We start from the raw sequence: 23,896 nt of genomic DNA on the forward strand, positions 1-23,896 counted from the left end.
TTCTTAAAAATCAATAACTAATTTTACAGCCAATATAGTAGCTGCGTGGTATACCCGGTCCATACATATAGCCGGCATCACGTTGCGGGCCTTTGTCAAAGTCGTCTTGATAGGCATCAAAGATATTCTTCACTCCGGCATTTAGCTGTAATGTTACCGAGCGGTATATCGGAAAATCATAAGCCAGCTTGAGGCTCATATCAAAGAAATCGGGAGTCTTTTCTTCCCTGTCTTCCGGAATATATCCTGCCATGTGCTGCACCAGCATACTTCCCGTATAGGTACCTGTCAGAGAAGCTGTGAAGCGCTTAACAGGTGTAAAGGTAGAGGTAAAGTAGCCATATACATCCGGCGAGCGGAACATCTTCTTCTGAGGAGCTATATTCTCATTTTCACTCCATTGCTCAGCCTCTTTATAGCGGCTGCGTTGCAGGGTTGCTCCGGCTTGCAGTTGCATCCAGGCATAGGCTATTTTTGCTTCGGCATTTATACCCATTACCCGGGCACCTTTCCCGTTGCGGCGTTCCATCAGGACATTACCTTTTTCGTCATGCCCTTGTTCTTCCAGAATAAAGACATTTCGCAGATCGGTATAAAAGCCTTCCAACAGGAAATTGGTTTGTACAGCTCCGAAACGGCGATAGTAATCGACAGAAGCACTCAGGCTTTGTGAGCTTTCTTCCTTCAGATCCGGATCCAGATTGATGATTACCACATCTCCTCCTACAGCTGTGATATGCAAGTCTTCATCAAAGGCCTGAGGTGCACGGAAACCGCTGGAATACGAAAGCCGCATATTGATATCATCTGTCGGATTAAAGCGTAAGTTCGCACGTGGGCTGAATATCACACCGTCTATCAGATTATGCTTGTCCAAACGTCCGCCAATCAGGAAGCTCCATTGCTTGTTCTTCCATTCGTTTTGAAGGAAAAGACTCTCTATATGAACGGTCTGCTCTATGGTACGCTTATAGCCTAGCATTTCATCCTGCAGATCGTCATAGTTATACTCTAATCCGCCTGTAAACTCAGCCGGCATAAACAAACACTTATCCCAGGCATACGAATACTGTCCGCCACCTACAAAGGTTAGGTCGGTAGTATGTCCGTATGCATCTGCATCAAAATCAGCCCCATAGTAGCTATCCCGTTTGGTATGTTGAGCAGAGGTATACAGATTCAGCCGATGTTTGTAGTTTTTAGAGAACAGGTCGAACTTTAACCCTCCCCCATTGATATTATGGTCGGTTTGCTCTGTTATATTCGTTTCATGAGGCGGCAGGTTCAAAAGGTTTCCTCCCCTGCGAAACTCAGTAATATTATGATATTCAAAGATGAGTTTGGAATAGGTACTTGTTTTCAGATACGAGCGGAATCCCAAGGTTTTAGCATCCAGCTTACCTAGTTCGGTATAACCGTCTCCGTCATGGTCATAAGCCGCGCGGTAACGGTTTTGTCCAAAAATATAGATACCGGCTTTATGGTCATCTGTTACCAGGGAAGCATTAAAGGTAGTATTATTGTCCGGACGATCACCTCCTGTCATCGTTAGCGTATGAGCAATTTGCGCCGAATTACGCAAGGGCTCTTTAGTTATAATATTAATGGTTCCGGCAATGGCTGAAGAGCCAAACAAGGCAGAGCCTCCCCCGCGCATAACCTCCACCCGTTCAATCATATTGGCCGGGATTTGCTCCAATCCGTACACACCCGTCAATGCACTAAAGATCGGGCGACTATCCATCAGTATCTGCGTGTAAGGACCTTCCAAGCCGTTGATTCTCACCTGCTGGAATCCGCAATTCTGACAATTATTCTCTACCCGTACACCCGGCTGAAAGTTCAGTCCATCGGCTAAAGAGGTCGAACTGGTTGTTTCAAACGTTCTTGAGTCCAACACATTAACCAGAGAAGGAGCCATGCGGCGGGTCGTTTCGTTCCGGTTGGCAGAGACTACCACTCCATCCAGCGACACGGCATCTTCTTCCGCATCAAAGTTTATTTCAAGTGTTTTCCCTTTTTTCAATGTTACTTTCTTTTCAATCGTTTTATAACCAATTGATTTCATAACTAATGTAAAGGTTCCCTCCGGCAGGTTTTTCAGGTAATAATGCCCGGTTGCATCTGTAGATGTACCGATGGTTGTTCCTTGTAAAAACACATTCATAAAGGAAAGATGTTCACCCGTTTTTTTATCTAATATATGCCCAACAATATTTGCATCAGAAGGGTTGAGGTTTGGTATATCTTCGGCTTTCACAATACAAAAAGCACAGCATAACACCAATGCTAATGAAATAATTCTTTTCATCAAAAATAGATCAAAATGAAAATTAATAAGTAGTTCTTTGTCTTTCTCGGACAGACTTTATTCTGTCATTTATTTTCAGACAAGAGCAGGAGGGGCGCGAAGAGATAAAGGTCCGGCAATCGGAGTCAGATAGTCCGGATATACGGTATGTTCTGCAATTTTAATGACATTTGTATGAAATAATTGCAGCTGAAAAGAATCCAGCTTCACATCACTAATATGTATCATTCCCAGGTCATGGGCAACCCATAACTCGGCCAATGAATTGTGATGATGTGGTACGGATTGTTCGGATATCGGCAGCAAGTGGGAGTGAGCAAAAAATCTGCCGTTATTGTAATGGAAGTGCATAAACAAAACAGAAGTGCTGTAATACGCAACAAACAGCATCAGTAAAAACCACTTCTTATACTTGTTTATATTTTGCTTCATTTTTATTTTTAAAATCCGGCTGCAAAGTTAATAAAATCAGAGAATCTCCAATACCTACTAATAGGTATATTCCCTTATTATTCTATCCTTTTGTAACATTTATTACACCATCATATCCGGAATCATCCTATTTTTGCAGGATAGAGCTGAAAAAGATGATGAAATTTCTGAAAAAGTATCATAAATGGGTTGGTTTACTCTTTGCCTTTTTCCTGTTAATGTCGGCAATTTCCGGTATAATGTTGAATCACCGGAAGGTAGTTTCTTCCCTAGATATCTCCCGATCTCTGCTACCCGGTGTTTACCAATATAATAACTGGAATAACGCGTCTGTAAAAGGGAGTATCAAACTATCTCCCGATTCGGTGTTAGTATATGGAGGAGCCGGAATATGGCTGACAGACACACTACATTCCTCATTCGCAGACTTCAATAAAGGGCTAAAAAAAGGAACAGACAATCAAATCATTAGCCGTATCGTTTACTGCCAACAGAGCTTCTTTGCTGCTTCTACATTCGACCTTTACCAACTGAGGGAAGATGGCTCCTGGCAGACGATTTCCGACAGAATAGATAACAAAGAACGCATTGCAGACCTGGTGGTAAAAGGAGACACCCTGGTGGTTGTCAGCCGTTCAAACATATATATAGCAACAGCTCCTTTTACTCATTTTCAGAAGAGTGAATTACCTCAGCCCGAAGGGTATACACGCAAGGCCACACTCTTCCGTACACTCTGGCTGCTGCATAGCGGAGAATTGTTCGGCCTCCCCGGCCAGTTATTTGTTGACTCCCTTGGTATTCTGGTCATTATCTTGTGTATAACAGGTCTTATCTACTTCATTTGTCCCGGCATTATCAGACGGAAAAAGAAGAAAAACAAGCCAACAGCAAGCAGTGTTTCTCACATGAAATGGTCGATTCGCTGGCATAATAAAGTAGGAAGCTGGTTTCTTATTTTCTTACTTATACTCACGATATCAGGGATGTTCCTACGCCCTCCCCTATTGATTGCCATTATCCGCTCACAGGTAAAAACCTTGCCCGGAACGATCCTCAATAGTGACAATCCCTGGCACGACAAACTAAGAATGCTCCGCTATGATACAACATACAGCGAATGGATCCTTTATTCTTCAAGCGGTTTCTACCGGATGAAAGAACTGACAGATACTCCGATGGAGATCGTTCAAGCGCCTCCGGTAAGTGTAATGGGAGCTACCGTTTTAGAGCAAATAGATGCTACAGGCTGGATCGTAGGCTCCTTCAGCGGCCTCTACTATTGGGACCGCGAAGACAAGCTGATTGTCGATAGTTATACCGGGCGTTTGGTAGAAGCAAAAAAGAGCGGCCGCCCTGTAGCCAACAACCCTGTCAGCGGCTATGCCGGCGACTTTGCCGATAAGCTGGTTATCTTTGAATACAACCGGGGAGCCATCGTTTTCGACTCGGAGCAAGACTTCGCTCCTATGCCCGATAGCATCCAAAAAGGCCGTATGTCTTTATGGCACCTCTGCCTCGAAATACACACCGGCAGAATCTATGAACCCATCATCGGTTTCTTCAGCGACCTATACGTATTTCTCTTGGGATTTTTCACTCTTTTTGTACTGCTATCGGGATACATTATATACAAAAAGCGGTATAAGCGAAAAGGAAAATAGTTTACATCCTTTTTCTACACCATTCTATGGAAAAAAGCATTATTCTGATTGTTTTCCTGGAACATCTCGGCTTTATTTTCTGTTAGAGGTACGTATAAATAAATTTAGAGGTAGGTCTAAATTATTTTAGAGGTACGTGTAAATGAATTTAGACGTACGTGTAAACCAATTTAAAGGTACGTGTAAATAAAATTAGACGTACCTCTAACAGAAAAGTATTCTTTATGTTCAAAATAAACAGACATCAAGTCTTTTAACATCAAAAAGGAAGAAAATAAATTATTTTTTCATATATTCACTGTGTAATTTATAATGCAAAATCATAGACTAACTGTTGGAGGAGAAAACTGCTTATTTATAAGGCAGTAGATATATTATTGTTATTAAAAAGCTAAAATAGATTATGAAAAAAAATATTTTATTCAAATTCATAAAAGTATTAAGTCTGTTTCTCATACTTTTCCATCTGTGTTCCGAAGGGATATTCGCTCAACGAATTATAAATATCAATGATGAATCCTCCGGTTTGAGAAGTTCACAATTACTCGCTCCGCAACAGAGAACATTTGAATCTAATTCGCAATTAAAGTCACTTACCAAAGAAAATGAAGGCGACATATTATTGCTTGATTTTTTTGAAGACAAACAGTATCGCGCTTTAATTAAGAAAGTTACCCGAAATAAAAATGGAATAATCGGCATTACGGCAAAGGTTGAAGATACGGATTTTGGTTATTGCTACCTTTCCGTTTCAGACAAAGGTATTCTGATTAATACGGAATTACCGGAAAAGGACGAGTTCTATATTGCAACAAGCAGACTGAGTGACGGGTATCTATCTGCACACAAAATGAAGGAGTTAATGAAAAATAAACCGCAATGCGCCCCCCTTTCGCCACCTAAGCAAATAGAGCCTTTATCTTCTGCGCAAATGCAGCTTAAAAATACAACCGCCAATGAAAACACCCCTGCAACTATCAATGTTTTAGTTGTATATACGAAAGACGCAAAAGAATATATTGAGAATAATCTGAAATCCTCTATTGATCTTGAAATTGATTTGGCTATACAAAGAGCCAATGAAGCATCTGCTAATTCTAATCTCGGTGTAGATTTTTCTTTAGTTCATAGCTACCAAACCGATTATCAGGAACTAAACGATACAACAGACTTAAATAACCTGACAAATCCGGATGATGGAGAGTTGGACGAAGTACATGCTCTCCGAAGGCTACACAAGGCTGATCTGGTAGTGTTTACCCCTAAAGTTGACTATACAGGAGGGGTAGCCTGGCGTTTGAGTAATCCGAACGGCTCACCAGCTTATGCCTTTACTTTACTGCAAATCCAAAACCTAAGCCACTCATACACAATGGTACACGAAATGGCACATAATCTGGGCTGTGCCCATCATAAAGATCAGCTTGCAAATGCTGGTCCGGGGCTTTATCTTTATTCTTCAGGCTGGAAGGGAGTTATTAACGGAGAGAACAAATGTAGTATTATGACGTATGATAATCCCCGATATTGGAACGACAATTCTTCTTATATAAAAATCCCTTATTTTTCAAGCCCCGACATAACCTATCCGGGCACCAATGTACCAATCGGAGATAACAATACAGCAGATAATGCTCGTACAATTCGGCAAACCAAACACATTGTAGCATCCTATAAAGAGATAATCAATCATACGATTTTAACCGATTTAAAAGTAAACGGTACGACAATAGAAGGGTTTGATATAGACAAAAGTAACTACACACTCACTATTGAAGACGAGACTGTTACGATAGAAGGTATCACTACCGATTATGCAACGGTACATGGAAATGTAACAAATGCAGCTTTGAATTATGGCGAGAATATCTTCCCACTTTCAGCGGTATCAGGTAATAGTACTTTTACGAAAAAGTACAATATTATCATTAATCGTGTAGTATCTGCCTGTGATTCGTACCCAAGTCATCCTTCGTTTGATGGCGATGTTTCTGCTATGTTCGGAGATGATTCATTGAATCTGAATATGGGTCCGGAGGCTCCTGTTATGGGGAATAATTTACTTTCGCTTAACCTGGCGTACTGCAGTTCGCCTATATATATGAGAGATAGTATTCATTCAACCAATTGCCATTCTCTTGCCAACGGCAACAGTTTTTATGTTTATTTAAGTACTTCAAAAATTAAAGTAACACAAGATGGAAAATATACATTTACAGCAAATTACCCCCTTGTATTAACGTTATTCGACAGCGATACTACTTCTCACTCCAGCTTCATTAATTCTTCGGCATATTGGGCCGGGAATGGTACCAGTACCTATTACAGCAAGAGAGTTACTGCATCATTAAAAGCTAATACAACTTACTATATAAAGGCCATATATTATACGCCACCCAATACGCAATTAAGTATCTCAATAAACGGTCCCGGCATTTGTTATCCCGAATTAGCGATTCCGCCCGGAACAAGCTATACATACATAGCTGTTGACCAATCGGATAATCTGGTTAAAATGCAGAGTGCTACAGCTGATTTCAGATTCTTAAATATAGGTAGTTACAGCATATATGGCATCCCTTATTCGTATGGGAGCGATCCGAGTACTTTTATTGGAAAAACAGTAAGTGAAATACAGGTTTCCGACTGCATAATACCAAGCATCAGCTCTATCAATATGACTGTAACAGACGAAGTACCATTCGAAAGAATTATGGGAGAGTTGGAAAAAGACAATCCGCAGGTGAATAAACTGAGAGCATGGAAAGAAAACGGATTATTGTATGTTAGTGGATTAACAACAGGAAAGTCGTGGTATGTGTACAATAGTTCCGGCATTCTGATTCGCCGAGATATAGCAAAGAATAAAGAAGTTAGCATAAGTCTTCCTGCCCAGGGTATCTATATTATCAAATGTGAGAATAACATAATAAAAGTCGTATACTGAAAATAAAAACTATCTTTAGGATTCATTGTATTTAATATCAACACAAATGGAAAAGACATTAGTCATATTAAAACCAAGTACCATACAGCGGGCATTAATTGGCGAAATTATCACTCGTTTTGAGAGGAAAGGCCTCCGCCTGGCCGGAATGAAAATGATATGGTTGACAGATGAAATTCTGAGTGAACATTATGCTCATTTGAAAGATAAACCATTCTTTCAACAAGTAAAAAACTCCATGCGGATCTGCCCCGTAATTCTGTGTTGCTGGGAAGGAGTAAACGCCATTGAAGTGGTACGAAACCTGACCGGAAAAACAAATGGAAGAGAAGCAGCTCCGGGAACAATACGCGGAGATTACAGCATGAGTGTACAAGAAAACATTATCCATTCTTCCGATTCGCCGGAAACAGCTAAAAATGAAATAAAACGTTTCTTTAATGAAAACGAACTATATGATTATAAATTGAATAACATCCGAAACACGTATGCTCCTGATGAGCTATAGGCTGGTTGTATTCAGTTTAAAACACAAAAAAACGAGAGTAACCTGATGGGGTTACTCTCGCCTTATTACATCTTAAACAATGATGATATAATACTTATAAGTTTTCAGCGGAATCCAGCTTTTTCAGCTCCTTAAGTTGCAGTTCAATTTTTTCTTTTTCTTTGATCAAACGTAATTCCTCTTTGCCCAACTTTTCTTTCTTATAACGCATTGCTAATTCAATCACTTCTTCTAATTCAGGAAAAGTAAGATACTTCAAGCCTTTTGTTACTAATTCATAAGCTTGTTCTCTTTGTGCTCTTTTCAATGCCTTTTCTTCTTCTGTCATTTTCTTTCTTGCCATTGTTTTTGCTATTTTTTTCTAGGTTTATGATATCAAAAGCAAATATATTAATTAATCCGGATTTTTCACCAAATTCCAATGATTTATTGTATATTTGCCCTTGATTTTTCACGAAAAATACATTTAATAATAATATTTATGCACAATTGGTTTGAATGCAAAGTATCGTATGAAAAGATGCTTGAAAATGGGATGCAAAAGAAGGTATCAGAACCTTATTTAGTAGATGCTTTGTCTTTTACGGAAGCCGAAGCCCGGATCATCGAAGAAATACGTCCGTTTATTACCGGCGAATTTACTATTGCCGATATAAAACGTGCCCGTTTTTCCGAAATATTTTTCAATGAAAACGGAGATCGTTTCTATCGGATAAAAGTATATTTTATTTCACTGGACGAAAAAAGCGGAGCAGAAAAGAAAACAGCCGTTCAGATGCTGGCACAAGCATCCGACCTGAAAAGCGCCATCGCCATACTGGAAGAAGGCATGAAAGGAACAATGGCTGACTATACTATCGCATCTGTAACGGAAACAGCCCTGATGGATGTATTCCCCTTCTCGGCAGAAGAAAAGTCATGAGTGTTGGATCAAAAATAGAATCATTAAAAAAAACACTCCCAGACCATGTAAAACTGGTTGCTGTCTCCAAATTCCATCCGGCTGACGCGATTATGGAAGCCTATCAGGCCGGACAACTGGTATTTGGAGAGAGCCGGGCACAGGAGTTGAAAGCCAAACAAAACGAACTGCCGAAAGACATTGAATGGCATTTCATCGGCCCTTTGCAAAGCAATAAGGTAAAAGATATTGCACCATTTATATACATGATCCATAGCATTGACTCCCTGAAGCTATTGCAAGAAGTCAATAAATACGCAGCAAAACAAAACCGGACTATCCGTGTACTGCTGGAAATCCACATCGCCAGGGAAGAAAACAAACATGGTTTCAGTCCGGAAGAAGTCAGAGAGCTACTAGCCAAAGACATGCTTTCCGGGCTCAACAATGTATCTATATGCGGTTTGATGGGGATGGCTACCTTTACAGAAGATAAAGTACAGGTACAAAATGAATTCCGCTCGTTAAAAAGTCTGTTCAACGAACTAAAAACCAGCTATTTCAGAGCAAACGAACAGTTCTGTCAATTATCCATGGGAATGACCGATGATTACGAACTAGCTATTGCAGAAGGTAGTACTATGGTTCGTATAGGCAGCTACATCTTCGGAAGCCGTTGAACAAAAAACGCCCTACTCCTGTTTTAACCATTTTAAATAGCCTGAATTAAGGTCTGATGAAATAATTATGTACATTTGTATAACGTTAGTATTAAAGTTAAACGAAATTAAATCGAAGACATGATTGATCTTACTACTCAATATGCGGGATTAACCCTACGAAATCCAATTATCATAGGTAGCTCCGGACTGACATCAAGCCCGGAACGTAATAAAGAATATGAAAAGGCAGGCGCCGGTGCCATCGTTCTGAAATCGCTGTTTGAAGAACAGATCGAGATGCAAAGCTCCGATTTAATGAAAATTTCCGATTATCCGGAAGCCACCGACTATATCAGGGAATATGTTAAAACCAACCAAATAAACAACTATCTGGAGGTAATTAAAAAAACCAAGGCAACATGTTCTATTCCTATTATAGCCAGTATTAACTGCTATAAAGCGGATGCCTGGATTAATTTTGCCCGTCAGATTGAACAGGCCGGAGCCGACGCTCTTGAGTTAAACGTATTTTATATGGATACAGACTTGGCACATGATTACGACTCTACCCGTGCGATGTACGTAAACATCATACGTAAAGTAAAGGAAACTATTTCCATTCCGGTGATCATGAAGATCGGTAAATTCTTCAGTAATATTCCGGCTTTAGTACATATTCTGAAAATAAATGGGGCAGACGGAATCGTATTATTCAACCGTTTCTACCGTCCGGATATCGATATAAATACCGTTCAACTTGTTTCCGGCAATGTATTCAGCAGTCATGCCGATCTGGGAGATACCCTTCGTTGGACAGCTATCGTATCAGGTAAAATACCTGGCTTCAGCATATCTTCGTCTACGGGGGTACATGATTGGGAAGATGTAATCAAATGTCTGTTGGCCGGAGCCTCTACAGTACAGATGTGTAGCGCCGTCTACACCCATGGTTCTGAGATCATATCACAGGTATTAACCTGCGTAGAAGAATGGATGACACAAGCGAAGTATAATTCGATATCACAGTTCCGGGGCAAACTAAACTATGCCAACATCAATAACCCGGGAATGTACGAACGTTCGCAATTCATGAAATACTTCTCCAACAGGGATTAAAACACCAATAAGAGAAATCAGGAAATGATATAACCTTCACGATGCTTGACCTCCAGAAATGAATATGGAGGCCGGGTATAGTGTTGTACCAATGGGACGGATTCATAGCGTTTCTTGTCGAAATTAACCACCCAGCAAGCATTCTCTTGTGTAGTCACAAATACGCTTCTGCCCAGTTTTGCATCATTATGCACATAAAGCATGGCCTGAGCACTTATCGGATTACAAACATCCACAGGGGGCAAAGTACACCATCCCAATACATTAGCAGAAGTATCAACACAAGAGGCACTCAGACTCTTAATCATATAAAAGAACACAACAAAATCCAAATCCTCGGGGAAAGTAAGCGCCAGGATGCGGTCTTCAATCGGATGTAGCCTTACTTGGATACTATAGTCGCTCCGGTGATACAGTTTACAAAACTGCCTGACCTGCAGTTCTATTTCCTCTCTAGAAGCACCTACAATAATCACAAGTTTATCATTCATAACAAGTGAACCAACCTTCTTATTGACAGCAGGAAGCGGTGTCTTTGTCTTTTTAAATAATGCACTCATAACAACTATATTAGAATTGGAAATAAATGAATGGCTGCACACCTGCACTCTTGACTTGAATAACAATAAAAATAAGGATTACCAACATCAAAGACTGCACAACTAAAGGAGAACGCGTGACAACAGCCTGTGCTGCCTGCTCTGCTTTTTTAGGCATAAAATGGAGGATATAGCCTATTAGCATTAGTAAAAATACGCCCTTATACCCCATCACAAACTGTAGGAAAACCTCGGGATGAAAACGGGTAAAGATCTGAGTCAACACCTCCCCTGCTGTCTGCATGGACTCGGCCCGGAAGAATATCCAGCCAAAGCAAACCAGATGGAAGGTGATAAATATCCCTACTACTCGTCTGAAAGACCCCATCTGAGTTCCTAATTGCTTAAAACTACTGAAACGCCCCATCACAAACTTATGAATGGCTAACGATACCCCATGCAATGCTCCCCAGAAGATAAAACGAAGGGATGCTCCATGCCACAAACCACCCAGAAGCATCGTGATTATCAGGTTAATATAGGTTCGCACTTTGCCTTTCCTGTTTCCACCCAAAGAAATGTATAAATAATCTTTCAGCCAGGAAGATAAGGAAATATGCCAACGCCGCCAGAACTCCGTAATAGTAGCCGACTGATAAGGCGAATCGAAATTAATATTAAAGCGATACCCCAACAATAAAGCGATACCGATCGCCATGTCCGAATAGCCGGAAAAGTCGCAATAAATCTGCAGGGCATAACCATAGACTCCCAGCAGATTTTCCACTCCGGTATAGAGCAAAGGGGCATCAAATATACGGTCTACAAAATTAAGACTGATATAATCTGATATAACAGCTTTCTTAAACAAGCCACACAGGATTAAGAATACACCTTCTCCAAACTGTGCCCGGGTAACTGTTATCTCCTTATATATCTGAGGCAGAAAGTCACGGGCACGAACAATGGGCCCGGCTACTAACTGAGGGAAAAAGGAAACATAGAAAACATAGTCGATCCAGCGATGCACCGGTTCCAACTGCCGCCTGTAGATATCGATAACATAACTGAGCGACTGGAAGGTAAAAAAGGAAATCCCCACCGGTAGAAAGATATCCAGAGGTTCGTATGTGATTTGCTGCAAGGTATCATTACCCAGCAAAGTGCCAAGCTCATGCCCCAGCTGAGCACCAAGGCTCAACAAGAAATTAAAATATTTGAAATAAGCCAGCATTCCCAGGTTGATACACAGGCTGAGAACCACCATCCATTTACGCCTGGAAGCAGATGATATCTGTGGAAGTTTACGCCCGATAAAGAAGTCGGAAGTAGCTGTAACTAGCAATAAGACAAACCAAATACCGCTGCTTTTATAATAGAAATACAGAGAAAACAAGGTAACATAGACAAGCCTTGCCAGCAGATGCTTCTTCAGCGATTTGTAAATAATCAGGAAACCGATAAAAAGAAAGAAAAATAAACCACTGCTAAACAGCATTGGAGCATTAGGCTGATAAACGAATTGCTCGCCCAACTTCTCCCAGGACAAGCCCGAAAAAAAGCTGGTAATATCAATCTGCTGTAATTTGTCGTTCATCTTTATCGTTTGTTATTTTGTCCTTTTCTCTTTTTATTTTCAGGTTCATAAGTGCTTTATACAGCAATGTACCCTGTTCCCGGTAGCCATCCTTCGTGAAATGAATACGATCCCGCCCCATCCACTTACCGTTAAACCACTTCTGCGAAGACCCTTTTCCACCGGTTGCTGCAAATAAATCCCAGCAGGCAATGCCTTCTTCTTCGGCCACTTCCCGGATAGCTTTAGCTGCCTTCTCGGTATGAGCATTACGTGTATACGTCCGTTTCTTGTTCACCCACACACGTTTATAACATTCGGGAGGAGTGGTTAGCAGGATAGCCGTATGAGGCATATATTTCCGTACAAGAGACAGGAAAGCACGTACCTGCCCGCTAAATTCAGCAGTATTGAAGTTTCTCCCAAAAGTCTCATTCGTCCCCAAAGATATAATTAATAATGAAGGATTCAACAGAGCTAATCGCTTCACATAACTCGCATCTGTGTAATTGACAAACATGGCACCGTTTACCCCTATCCCATGATATAAGACACCCGGATTTCCGTTTGTCAGGTTAAAGCCGTAATAGATGTTTTCAAAAGATTCGGCTGTCAGCAGGGAGTCTGTTCCCTCTTTACGTCTTGTGCTTTGTAATTCCAGCTTATCCGTTTGTTCATGCAGGCGGAACGTATCCGTTAAAACAGCCGGAGCTATTGCTATATGGCTTCTTCCTATCATTGTTGAATCCCGTTCATCTCCGGCGGGTAACATTGGCATGGATTCATCTCCCCTGTACTGCACCACCTGATTAAACCAATAGCCTGCTCCATTATTGGGAGCTATTGCAATATCAAAGTTTACAAACGGAGATTCTGTCTGAATACCAATTCCCCCCGGCCCTACCGTTGATTTAGGCACAGATTGAGTGGCACGTCCGGTCACCCATTCCTTCACAAGCGAAGTAATGAAATAATCGTCGGGTTCATTTGTTTTGGATATCTTAAACGGTGCGATCCAGCCCCGCCCGGCATTGCCGTATTGCTCTTGCAGTAAGCGCATAACCCTTCCGTTCAAGAATCCTGCCTGAATATGCGAGTCGCCTAAATGAACGATAGAAACAGTTGTATCTGCTCCGGCTGCCAACATATCCAACTCGGCAAAGAAAGCATCCAGAGAGTGCTCCGGATCATCTACAATACACAAAGAATCAACAACGAATGTAAGATTCGTTTGTATGGTATCGCTTACGCTATACATCCGCATACATGGAAACAGCAGTATGGCAACAAACAGAAGCAAGCGCATCGTATCAGTATATAACCTTGTCTGCTTCATCATAAAACTTCTTTTCTAACATTAATGCTTTGATTAAACTTCTGGCAATTTCCCGCCCTCCTCTGAAGCTCAAGTGAGTATAGTCTTTACTGGCCCAACCCTTATCTACAAACTGAACCATACTATTCTCTCCTCCCATAGCGCCGAATGTGTTCCAGAAAGGGATACCGGCATTTCTGGCAATCTGTCGCTGTGTATGCAGAAGCGCCAATACAGCCGGCATTGTTCCGAATTCTCCATTATATTGGTTACAACGGTCCGAGATACCCAGCAACAAGACATCACTTTCAGGGAAACAGCTTCTGAGGTGCCTGATTGCCTCTACCATACGCGCTTTGTACCAGCCATATTCCAGCATATCTTCGTCTATTACATTCAATCCGTATTGTAAAATTATCAGGTCATAGGGGCGTATTCTTGAGAAGGATACACAATCCAAGGGATCCAGGTTCTCTATCAGCAAACCGGAGTTTCCACGCAACGAATAGTTGTCAACCACCACTCCCCAGTCGTCTTCCAAGGCAAGTCCTAAGGCACGGAAACCTTTTGCCTGTGAGAAGATAAATTGTCCTTCCGTGATACTATCACTTTTAATCACAAACTGATCTATCTGATTAGGCGTAGCTATTACTTGTGTTAACGTATCCGTCAAACCATTACATGCCAGTTGCATAGAGACACCTTCCGTTTGTTCATAGATCAGTTTGAGGGAAGATACCTTCTTTAAGCGATTGAAATAGGTTGCCGTTTTGAAAGACAAAGCGGCATCGTCCGACTTTACCTCAAATGTCATACCCGGCATGGTATAGGTTTGTTTCTTGTCATACAGGATTGAACGAGTGATCCATCCTTCTGCCTGCTGATCTATCGTTGGGCGGAACTGAGAGGTTTTGGAGGTTACAGGAACAAAGCCAACGCCTCTCCCTCCAAAAAGTTTTTGCATCTCGTTCCTGAAGTCAGCCACCATGATATCGCCTTCGATGAATGAATCACCCATAAATGCGATACGAACAGGGCGCTCTGCACTTCGACCCAATGCTGCAAAGAAACGCTTCAAGCCCGTATGAGCAACGGAATAATCTTCGATATGAACACCGCTTGAATCAGCTCCCCGGCTGGCCGACATGACCTTGTAGAGCGAATCGCGCAAAACAATTGCCTTTTTATCTATCAAGCCGGCTTGTATCAGTGAATCATTGACGGCAATCGTATCAATCTCAGGTAACTCCGGCAGTAACAACTGAGCACGAAGGGAGTCCATTGATATAGATACCGGCTTTACCCGGATATCGGACAACAGATCTACCTTTTTTATCTTGTGGGAAAGGAAAGAATCAGGTAACCAATATAAGCCTACACAAATGATTAATGTAATTAACAGCAGCGTAAGTAGTCTGCCAAAATTATCGCCTGCGTCCATTTAACTCTTATCCAATATTGTTCCTTTTACATTCGCGTTTTTCAGGTTCACGTTCCGAACATTAGCTCCTTCCAGATCGGCATTTTCCAGGTTGGCATTCTCCAGATTCGCGCTTTCCAGGTTGGCTCCTCTCAAATTGGCTCCTTTCAGAATAGCACCTTTCAGGTTTACCTTCTCGGCTATAACATTCGATAAATTAGCTCCTACCATATTTACACCAACCATCGTTGCTCCGGTCAGATTAGCCTTCTCCAGGTCAACTTCAGCCATACTGGCTCCATTCAGGTTCACACCTGTCATAAGTGCACGACTCATCTTGGCTTTCTCCAGGTCAGACCAAACTAAAACAGACCATTCCAAGCGGGCATCCGTCAAATTAGCCTCTTTCAGATACACACGCTCCATCGAAACTTCCGACAGATTCGCTGCTTCAAAATTGGCTTTATTCATCAGCGCACCATTCAAGTTGGCACCATTCAGATTGGCACCGCATAAAACGGCATCTGTCAGACTAACCTTTTCCATGATTGTTTTTGACAAGTTTGCCTCCGTCAGGTTTATCCGTTCCAAATTGGCATCCAGTAAAATAGCCCGTTCCAAATTGGTTCTTTCCAGATTGGCATCCTCCAGGTTTATACCGCTCAGGTTTGCTTTCTCCAAAGAAGCATCCGCAAAGTAGACTTTTCGCATATTTGCTTTCTCCAGATTGGCACCATTCAGGTTTGTCCGTTCCATGTTAGCTTCTTCCAGATTCGCTTCTGAGAGAACGCCTCTTTCAAAACGAGCATTCCGCAAATTGGCATACTTTAGTTTGCTACCACGCAGGTTTACTTTTATCATCAAGGCATTCTCCAGATTGGCACTTTCCAGATCTGCTCCAACAAGGCTCGCATCTTCCATATTTGCCTTTACCAGATTAACAGCTGTAAGAAAAGCTCCTTCCATTTTGGCTTTCGACAAATCGGCTTCTTCCAGACAAGACTTATGCAGCAAGGCTTTTTCCATTGTTGCGCTAACAAAATGTGCCCCTTTACAATTCGTATTCGTTAAATTAGCTTCCCGCAAATTTGCATTATCAAAGATGGTTTTCTCCATCTGGCTATTTTCCAAAACAGCCCGTTCCAAGTCAGCATTTAAGAAATTCGCACTGCTTACATCTGTATTCTTCAGATTAGCATCTATTAATTGCGTTCCTTTCAATATCGCTTTACCTAAGTTGGCTTTTTCCAGATTCGCGCAAATTAAGTTGGTTCCAGTGAAGTTCGTTTCACAAAGACAAGCCTCATAAAGGTTTGCTTCGCTTACATTCGCATTACTTACATTTGCATTAGAAAGATTGGCTCGCTCCAATATAGCTTTGTTCATATTGCTAGCCGTTAAGACAGCATTTTCCAGCAGAGCCTCGGTAAGGTCTGCCTTTTCCAGGTTCATCTTGTCCAGGTTGGCTCCTTTCAATACAGCCTGTTGCAGCTGAGCTTCCGCCAAAACGGCTCCCTCAATATCCGCCTGTATCAGATTGGTTTTAATCAGTCGCGCTCCGTGCAGATTCGCACCTATCAGCGAGGCCTTTGTAAGATTCGCCTCTTTCAGTTCTACCCTCATTAAGTTTGCCCGATCCAATTTGGCGTCACTTAGATTTGTTTTATATAGGATAGAGTCCGATAAATTAACCGAAAGCATGTTTGCATTCACCAAGCTTGCCTCGCTAAGGTTTGCCTGTTCCAAATCAGCATTTTCTAAGTCTGCATTTTCTAAGTTGGCATGCATCCAGTTTGTGTTCCTTAGAATTGCCTGCTGAAGGGTAACATCACGCATAGATACCGACTCCAGATTGGCATCCGATAGATTTGCTTTTTGCAAATTCACATTCTCCAAAGCACTATCTTCCAGATTGGCTTTATGCAGATTCACGTTTTGCATACTTACTCCTGTCAGAGAAGCCTTTTTAAACAAAGCACTTTCGGCATTCGAGCCATCCAATACAACATCAGTTAAAGTAATATTCTCTAAATCCGCTTCTTTCAGATTCGCATTTTTACAGGTAGTGCCTTTAAGGACAGCTTCCTTTAAATCAACATGTTCAAACGTAGAATTGCTTAAATCCACATTCGTCAATGTTATCTGCTGCAAATTAGAATGGCTCAGGTTTGAATGCAGGATAGCCACGCGGCAAAGGTTGGCTTTCTCCAACACTGACTCCGTCATATTTGCCTTATTTAATCCGGCATCATCCAGATTTACTCCTGCCAGATAAGTATGTTGCAATTCTGCCTGAAATTCTTTAAAAATAGCGCTGTCTTCCTTGTCTTTAAAGAGTAAATTCAAAAGAGTAGGTATTTCACCGGAAGGCCATTCGCTATGATTGTCTAAATAGTCCTGATTATTAGTAATCGTTCTTAGGTGATAACAAAGAACGTCAAAAACAGACTTAGCATATTGTTCCGGATAATCTTTTGCCAGCAGATAAAGGTTCTGAGCTCCACCGATCCTGGACGACTCCTGCTCATTCCCCAGTAGCTCAACACTCTTAGTAAAACGATTATTTTGCTGGGTTATATTATCCAACTCATATTGTGCTTTTTGCTGAAGCAGCAATTCTTTTTGAGCATCTATCTTCCGGCGTGTCAAATAAATCAGATATCCTATCCCCAATACGGCAAAGACAGCAACCCATACCAGATAAAAATCACGCACACTCAGTCCAAAGGTATATAGTTCCGCCACATATAAATCCAAAAGGGCTCCACCGGCTACTAATATAAAGGGTAGTAAGAAAAGAGTCAGTAAAACGATCAATAGTCTGTACTTCTTGAAAAAGCGCTCTGGCTTCGACAAATCATTCATATTTTCGTATTTTTCTCATTGCAATTAAGTTTGACACAAAAGTATAAAATAAATAATATAACTGAGGTAAAATTGTTGTTTTACTCGTATGAATTTCGTGCTTTTATGCCGACTTATTAAATAGCTCACATAGGTGAACGATGCAGATCACCTATGTGAACAGATCGGTTCACCATTGTGAGCCATCCGGTTCACATAGGTGAGCCGCTAAAAAGAAGCTGAAATAAACAATAATAGAGAGCTGAAAAATAGGAAGGGTTTAAGCGTTTTTTTTCATAAATTTGCCCTACGTAAAAAAACAATGAATGGATGAATTATTGCTTCTCTTGAAGAAGTACTTTGGTTTTGATTCTTTCAGGCCTTTGCAGGCAGACATTATACAGCGGGTTATCCAGAAGAAGGATTCGTTGGTATTAATGCCTACCGGGGGTGGGAAGTCGATTTGTTTCCAGCTTCCTGCGATACATCTGCCCGGGACGGCTATTGTGATATCTCCGCTGATTGCTTTGATGAAAGACCAGGTGGAGGGACTGGTGGCCAACGGTATAGCGGCGGCTTCGCTTAACAGTTCTATGCCGGAAGAGGAGAAACAGCGTATCAGGCAGCAATGCATTGCCGGCAAGATGAAACTGCTTTATATCTCTCCGGAGGGGCTAATCAGCGAGTTGGACTGGCTACTCTCACGCATGGATATTTCACTGATCGCCATAGACGAGGCGCATTGCGTCTCGCATTGGGGACATGATTTCCGGCCTGAATATACACAGTTGGCTATCTTGAAAGAGCGCTTCCCTGATGTTCCCGTTATTGCCTTAACGGCTACGGCAGACAAGATTACCCGCGCAGATATCGTAGAACAACTGAAACTACATGAGCCTCAGATATTCATTTCCTCGTTCGACCGTCCGAACCTCTCGCTCACCGTTCACCGGGGCTTGGGTAAGAAAGAAAAGATAGCTGCTATCGTTGGTTTTATCAACAAACATAAAGAACAATGCGGCATTGTCTACTGCATGAAGCGTGCCGACACGGAAGCACTGGCTGCTACCCTGAACGGATATGGTATTGCTGCTACGGCTTATCATGCCGGATTACCAACAGCCAGGCGGGAACAAGCGCAGAATGATTTCATCAACGACAATACACAGGTGATCTGTGCCACCATAGCTTTTGGTATGGGGATAGACAAAAGCAATGTGCGCTGGGTCATCCATTACAATATGCCCGGAAGTATTGAAAACTATTATCAGGAAATAGGGCGTGCCGGGCGTGACGGCTTAGCCAGTGACACCCTGCTATTCTACACCTTGGGCGACCTTGTTTTACTCCGTCGCTTTGCCGAAGAGAGCGGGCAAAGTGACACAAACCTGGAGAAGCTGAACCGTATGCAACGCTACTGCGAAAGCGATATCTGCCGACGGCGCATTCTGCTCAACTACTTCGGAGAAGAAAGCGATCAGGATTGCGGCAACTGCGACGTATGCAAGAACCCGCCTCAACGCTTTGACGGCAGCGTATTGGTACAAAAAGCATTAAGCGCCATTGTCCGGACAGAAGAGCGGATCGGCATGCAGATGCTGATTGATATCTTACGTGCCTCGGGACGTATCGAATTACTTCAGCAGGGATATGACAAACTAAAGACATACGGAGCCGGAAGGGATTTACCCTATAAGGTATGGAAAGAATACATCTACCAAATGCTCCAACTGGGTTATATTGAAATAGATTATGCGCATGCACAGACGCTAAAGGTCACCTCCATCGGACGCAAAGTGCTCTTTGGCGAAGCTCAGGCGCAACTGGCCTCCTGGCGCGACACGGAAGAAATTCAGAAAAAAGAAAAGAAAGAAAAAAAGGAGAAGAAAGAGAAAAAAGCAACAGACAAAACACGTCCGATCCGTGTAATAGAGTCAGGTTCAGAGGACGAACGCCTGATGGACTCCCTGCGCCAACTCAGGCGACAGATCGCCCAGCAAGAAGGTATGCCGGCTTACATCATCTTTTCAGACGCCGCCTTGGAAGATATGGTATTCAAGAAACCCATCACCTTAGAAGCCTTCGGCGATGTACGGGGCGTAGGAGATGCCAAGCTCGAAAAATACGGCAAAGTCTTTGTCGCTTTGATTCGCTTTGTCCTCAAAGTGCCTAAAGAGCAGTCCTGAAAGGCTTAGATCAAAAAGCGCTGAGTGATATCGCTGTATGCATCAATGCGACGGTCGCGGAAGAAAGGCCACCAGCGACGCACATTCTCTGTTCGGGTTTGATCAATATCCACTACTTGTACCTCTTCCGTTTCATTAGGAAATACCGTTAATAGTTCTCCCTGAGGGCCTGCCACAAAGCTATTCCCCCAAAAGGTTATTCCTTTGGTTTGTCCGGAGGGATCCGGCTCATAACCTACACGATTTACGGCAATTACGGGCAAACCATTGGCTACTGCGTGCCCCCGCTGTATCGTAACCCAGGCGTTTAACTGACGCTCTTTCTCCTTTTGCGCATCACTGCTTTCCCAGCCAATAGCCGTAGGGTAAATCAGCACTTCGGCACCTGCCATAGCCATTAGCCGCGCGGCTTCGGGATACCATTGATCCCAGCAGACCAAAACACCCAGCTTGCCTACAGAGGTCTGGATCGGTTTAAAGCCCAGATCACCCGGTGTAAAATAGAACTTCTCATAGTAGGCCGGATCATCCGGGATGTGCATCTTCCGGTAGGTACCGGCGATTGTTCCATCCTTTTCCAATACAACAGCCGTATTGTGATAGAGACCCGGCGCCCGCTTTTCAAACAGGGATAAAACAAGCACGATTTGCAGTTCTTTTGCCAAGGCTCCAAAGCTGTCTGTAGAGGGTCCGGGAATTGTTTCCGCCTGATCAAAAACAGAGGTATCCTCTGTCTGACAGAAATAGAGGCCATTGTGTAATTCCTGTAGTACCACCAACTCGGCGCCCTGTTCGGCACAACGCCTTATATTTGCTTTTAATTTCGCGACATTGGCATCCCTGTCACCGCCATTCGCCTGTTGAATCAATCCTACCTTCATCTTCAATTCTTAATTTTCAATTTCTAATCAAATAAAGCCTTCCGGGTATTGCATTGTTATACAATGGAGTGAGCCATGTTGTTTTATCAGTGGAAGACAGTTGACACCTACGATCTCTCGATCCGGAAATGCCTTTTGTAAAGCTATTTTCGCTTCCTCATCTTTGGGAGAGCCGTAGTACGGAAGCAATACCGCATCGTTTATAATCAAGAAGTTGGCGTATGTAGCAGGCAGACGCTCTCCCTCCCACTCTACTTTGTCAGCCATTGGCAAGGGGATCAGGCGGTAGGCTTCTCCATTCTCTTGTGTAAAAGCCATCAGTTCCCGCTCCATTTCCTGCAACTCACTGAAATGCTCGTCCGACTCATCCCGGCATTGCACATAGGCAATGGTATCTTCGCTGCAAAAGCGAGCCAATGTATCGATATGGCTATCTGTATCATCACCTGCCAGATAACCATTCTCCAGCCACAAAATACGCTTCAGGCCAAACAATTCTTTCAAGTGATATTCCAGTTGTTCTTTTCCCAGGTATTCATTCCGGTTGACAGACGCCAGGCATTCTACGGTAGTTAGCAGCGTACCCTTCCCGTCTGTTTCAAGGCTTCCTCCCTCCAACACAAAAGGCTGCATATTCAAGGGTAAAACATCTTCCTGAAACACCCCAGCCTCAAACAACTTGCGGGTAATCAAATTATCATAATTAGCCGGAAACTTCATCCCCCAGCCATTAAAAACAAAATCATACACAGCAGGCACCCCATCTTCAAACACAGAAATCCCCCCATGATCACGCGCCCAGGTATCGTTCGTTTCCATCTCACAAAAGAGAATCCTTTCGTAATCAACATCTCCCAGATGAACACGAACCTCCGCCTCATCCCGGCAAACCACCAACAATCGCTCCCGCTTGATGATCTCCTTCGCCACAGCAACAAAGCAAGGTATCACCTCTTCCAATATCGGCCCCCAGTCCGTATCCTCATGCGGCCAGGTAAGCTGCACCGCACTCTGCCGATACCACTCTGCCGGAAACACTATTTTATTATCCATAATCACGTTTTTGCTCTTTTAAAAAGACGTAAAAATAGCGATTATTTCGATAAAGAGGCTATGCAATGGATAGCAATCCTATATCTTTGCACGTATGAAGTCAACAAAAAAACAATGGGAACACAAGTTGCACAAAAGGATATACTTGTTTGTGTGTTTTGTTTTTACTTTCTGTGGGTACATCTGCTCACAGGAAAAAGCCAAAGTAGATTATAACTATCTGGTGTATTTGCCTGAAGATTATGCTGTAGGAAATAAGAGTTATCCTCTGGTGATCTACCTTCACGGGGGAGCGCACAAGGGGAATGATTTAAATAAGTTGAAAAAATATGGACTGCCTTATTTAGTAGAAAAGGGAAATGAATTTGATTTTATTATAATATCACCTCAATGCCCTGATGATAAGTATTGGTCGTCAGATAATTGGTTTGAGCCATTATTTGAAAAAATACAGACTGAGTATCAGATTGATACTGACAGAGTGTATCTTACAGGTATAAGCATGGGAGGATATGGTACATTTATAGTTGCAATGGATCATCCTGATAAATTTGCGGCCATAGTACCATTGTGCGGAGGTTGTAACGATAGTGACACTCCCCGCATTTGTACCCTTAAAAACATCCCTATATGGGCATTTCACGGAACCAACGACAACCTAATACCGATCTCTGAAACAGAACGTATCATAAATGCTTTAGATAAATGTAAAGGGAAAACCAAGTTTACCAAATTAGAAGGAGAAGGACATGGAATCCAGTATCTTTATGAAACACACCCTCAAATATATAAATGGATGCTAGAACAAAGTCGATCAGGCGTCATATTATAAATCAGTTTCATAGCCTTTCACAAATAATATAATTTAAACATCCGCATGAATATATTTAAATTATTATTATGTTTGTAAACAAAATGATTTCTAGTCAATAAAAAACAAGGACACTATGGCAGCCGATAAAAAAGCAATTGATTTTGGAAAAATAAAACGTTATATAAAGAACAAAACAGCAGAATTTTACATTGACACACTAGAGGGTGAAGAGAAAGAAGAATTTAAATCAAGTATTAAATACTTAAACAATATAAGAAGAACAAAAGATCTGTCTCCACAATATGATATTCCGGAGTTGGAGCGGATCAAAAACAAATTAAATGACTTTTCTCCTACCCGTGAACAGGAAATCATTATCAGGGAAATCAATAAAGAAAAGAAAGAAGACAACCTAAGAGTCAAAAAGGCCAGAGTTAAGCGTAAAGTAACTTCTACCGAACCGGAGAAATCCACATACGAAAAGGTATCCAAGGCATTCTGGGCATTAAAGACTCATTTAGAAGAAGAGGGAAAAATGCTGACTTCTAAAGAAATTGAAATAGTTAAAAAAAATCTCATCATTCTAACCAATTATACAGATACAGTACTTCAGGAGCGATTTAAAATAGAAATCCAACTAGCCATCAAACAGGCCGATGAAATAAAGCAACGTATCGAAAAGTTAAATATTAAAATAAAGAAATAATAATCCAACAACAGCCGGGAG

At 42.0% G+C, this 23,896-nt stretch carries 19 protein-coding genes; 9 read left to right on the forward strand and 10 right to left on the reverse strand.

Going from position 1 to position 23,896, the window contains the following annotated elements:
- Positions 1 to 10 precede the first annotated feature (10 nt).
- Positions 11 to 2,311 carry a TonB-dependent receptor gene (locus tag M2470_RS15085; protein ID WP_280745791.1) on the reverse strand — a complete coding sequence of 767 codons (2,301 nt, stop codon included), beginning with the start codon at positions 2,309 to 2,311 and terminating at the stop codon, positions 11 to 13.
- Between the two features lie 75 nt (positions 2,312 to 2,386).
- The gene (locus M2470_RS15090; RefSeq protein ID WP_280745790.1) at positions 2,387 to 2,743 is read right to left on the reverse strand and encodes a hypothetical protein; all 357 of its coding nucleotides are present in this window, start codon (positions 2,741 to 2,743) and stop codon (positions 2,387 to 2,389) included.
- 155 nt (positions 2,744 to 2,898) lie between these two features.
- Here M2470_RS15090 and M2470_RS15095 point away from each other — a divergent pair, with 155 nt between their 5' ends.
- The 3 genes from M2470_RS15095 (at position 2,899) to ndk (ending at position 7,862) form a co-directional block, all read left to right on the forward strand.
- On the forward strand, positions 2,899 to 4,407 hold the full coding sequence (locus M2470_RS15095; RefSeq protein WP_348524223.1) for a PepSY-associated TM helix domain-containing protein: 1,509 nt from the start codon (positions 2,899 to 2,901) through the stop codon (positions 4,405 to 4,407).
- A gap of 403 nt (positions 4,408 to 4,810) precedes the next feature.
- Positions 4,811 to 7,354, forward strand: a complete 2,544-nt coding sequence (locus M2470_RS15100; RefSeq protein ID WP_280745789.1) for a M12 family metallo-peptidase — start codon at positions 4,811 to 4,813, stop codon at positions 7,352 to 7,354.
- A gap of 46 nt (positions 7,355 to 7,400) precedes the next feature.
- Positions 7,401 to 7,862 carry a nucleoside-diphosphate kinase gene (ndk, locus tag M2470_RS15105; protein WP_280745788.1) on the forward strand — a complete coding sequence of 154 codons (462 nt, stop codon included), beginning with the start codon at positions 7,401 to 7,403 and terminating at the stop codon, positions 7,860 to 7,862.
- Between the two features lie 94 nt (positions 7,863 to 7,956).
- On the opposite strand, the gene M2470_RS15110 is transcribed toward ndk, so the two are convergent.
- Positions 7,957 to 8,205, reverse strand: a complete 249-nt coding sequence (locus M2470_RS15110; RefSeq protein WP_280745787.1) for a hypothetical protein — start codon at positions 8,203 to 8,205, stop codon at positions 7,957 to 7,959.
- 138 nt (positions 8,206 to 8,343) lie between these two features.
- On the opposite strand from M2470_RS15110, the gene M2470_RS15115 reads away from it, so the two are divergent.
- From M2470_RS15115 to M2470_RS15125, 3 genes are all read left to right on the forward strand, one after another.
- Positions 8,344 to 8,784 carry a DUF4494 domain-containing protein gene (locus tag M2470_RS15115; protein ID WP_280745786.1) on the forward strand — a complete coding sequence of 147 codons (441 nt, stop codon included), beginning with the start codon at positions 8,344 to 8,346 and terminating at the stop codon, positions 8,782 to 8,784.
- Entirely contained in the window at positions 8,781 to 9,443 is a 663-nt protein-coding gene (locus M2470_RS15120) for a YggS family pyridoxal phosphate-dependent enzyme (RefSeq protein ID WP_280745785.1), read from the forward strand. Before M2470_RS15115 ends, M2470_RS15120 begins: the two co-directional genes overlap by 4 nt.
- Before the next feature lie 120 nt (positions 9,444 to 9,563).
- Positions 9,564 to 10,541: a dihydroorotate dehydrogenase-like protein gene (locus M2470_RS15125; RefSeq protein ID WP_280745784.1), complete on the forward strand. Its 978-nt coding sequence runs from the start codon at positions 9,564 to 9,566 to the stop codon at positions 10,539 to 10,541.
- Between the two features lie 17 nt (positions 10,542 to 10,558).
- On the opposite strand, the gene M2470_RS15130 is transcribed toward M2470_RS15125, so the two are convergent.
- From M2470_RS15130 to M2470_RS15150, 5 genes are read right to left on the reverse strand one after another with little or no spacing between them, the layout of a single operon-like run.
- The gene (locus M2470_RS15130) at positions 10,559 to 11,101 is read right to left on the reverse strand and encodes a hypothetical protein (RefSeq protein ID WP_280745783.1); all 543 of its coding nucleotides are present in this window, start codon (positions 11,099 to 11,101) and stop codon (positions 10,559 to 10,561) included.
- A 10-nt stretch (positions 11,102 to 11,111) separates the two neighbouring features.
- Complete coding sequence (locus tag M2470_RS15135; protein ID WP_280745782.1) at positions 11,112 to 12,677, reverse strand: MBOAT family protein; 1,566 nt, start codon at positions 12,675 to 12,677, stop codon at positions 11,112 to 11,114.
- Positions 12,652 to 13,995, reverse strand: coding sequence for a GDSL-type esterase/lipase family protein (locus M2470_RS15140; protein ID WP_280745781.1), 1,344 nt, complete (start codon positions 13,993 to 13,995; stop codon positions 12,652 to 12,654). The genes M2470_RS15135 and M2470_RS15140 overlap by 26 nt, the downstream gene beginning before the upstream one ends.
- Positions 13,967 to 15,412: a GDSL-type esterase/lipase family protein gene (locus tag M2470_RS15145; RefSeq protein ID WP_280745780.1), complete on the reverse strand. Its 1,446-nt coding sequence runs from the start codon at positions 15,410 to 15,412 to the stop codon at positions 13,967 to 13,969. Before M2470_RS15145 ends, M2470_RS15140 begins: the two co-directional genes overlap by 29 nt.
- Complete coding sequence (locus tag M2470_RS15150) at positions 15,413 to 18,256, reverse strand: pentapeptide repeat-containing protein (protein ID WP_280745779.1); 2,844 nt, start codon at positions 18,254 to 18,256, stop codon at positions 15,413 to 15,415. It abuts the gene before it with no gap.
- Between the two features lie 305 nt (positions 18,257 to 18,561).
- On the opposite strand from M2470_RS15150, the gene recQ reads away from it, so the two are divergent.
- Complete coding sequence (gene recQ, locus M2470_RS15155; protein ID WP_280745778.1) at positions 18,562 to 20,421, forward strand: DNA helicase RecQ; 1,860 nt, start codon at positions 18,562 to 18,564, stop codon at positions 20,419 to 20,421.
- Positions 20,422 to 20,426: 5 nt separating this feature from the next.
- Here recQ and M2470_RS15160 read toward each other — a convergent pair whose 3' ends face one another.
- Positions 20,427 to 21,302 (reverse strand): carbon-nitrogen hydrolase, encoded by an 876-nt coding sequence (locus M2470_RS15160; RefSeq protein WP_280745777.1) that lies wholly within the window; start codon positions 21,300 to 21,302, stop codon positions 20,427 to 20,429.
- 27 nt (positions 21,303 to 21,329) lie between these two features.
- Entirely contained in the window at positions 21,330 to 22,355 is a 1,026-nt protein-coding gene (locus M2470_RS15165; RefSeq protein ID WP_280745776.1) for an agmatine deiminase family protein, read from the reverse strand.
- Between the two features lie 94 nt (positions 22,356 to 22,449).
- Between M2470_RS15165 and M2470_RS15170 the strand changes: the two genes are divergently transcribed.
- On the forward strand, positions 22,450 to 23,187 hold the full coding sequence (locus tag M2470_RS15170) for a prolyl oligopeptidase family serine peptidase (protein WP_280745775.1): 738 nt from the start codon (positions 22,450 to 22,452) through the stop codon (positions 23,185 to 23,187).
- A gap of 115 nt (positions 23,188 to 23,302) precedes the next feature.
- Positions 23,303 to 23,875: a hypothetical protein gene (locus tag M2470_RS15175; protein ID WP_280745774.1), complete on the forward strand. Its 573-nt coding sequence runs from the start codon at positions 23,303 to 23,305 to the stop codon at positions 23,873 to 23,875.
- The last annotated feature ends 21 nt before the right edge of the window (positions 23,876 to 23,896 follow it).

Origin of the sequence: Parabacteroides sp. PH5-46 (genome assembly GCF_029892785.1) — a bacterium.
In the GTDB taxonomy this organism is placed as follows: Bacteria; Bacteroidota; Bacteroidia; order Bacteroidales; family Tannerellaceae; genus DFXE01.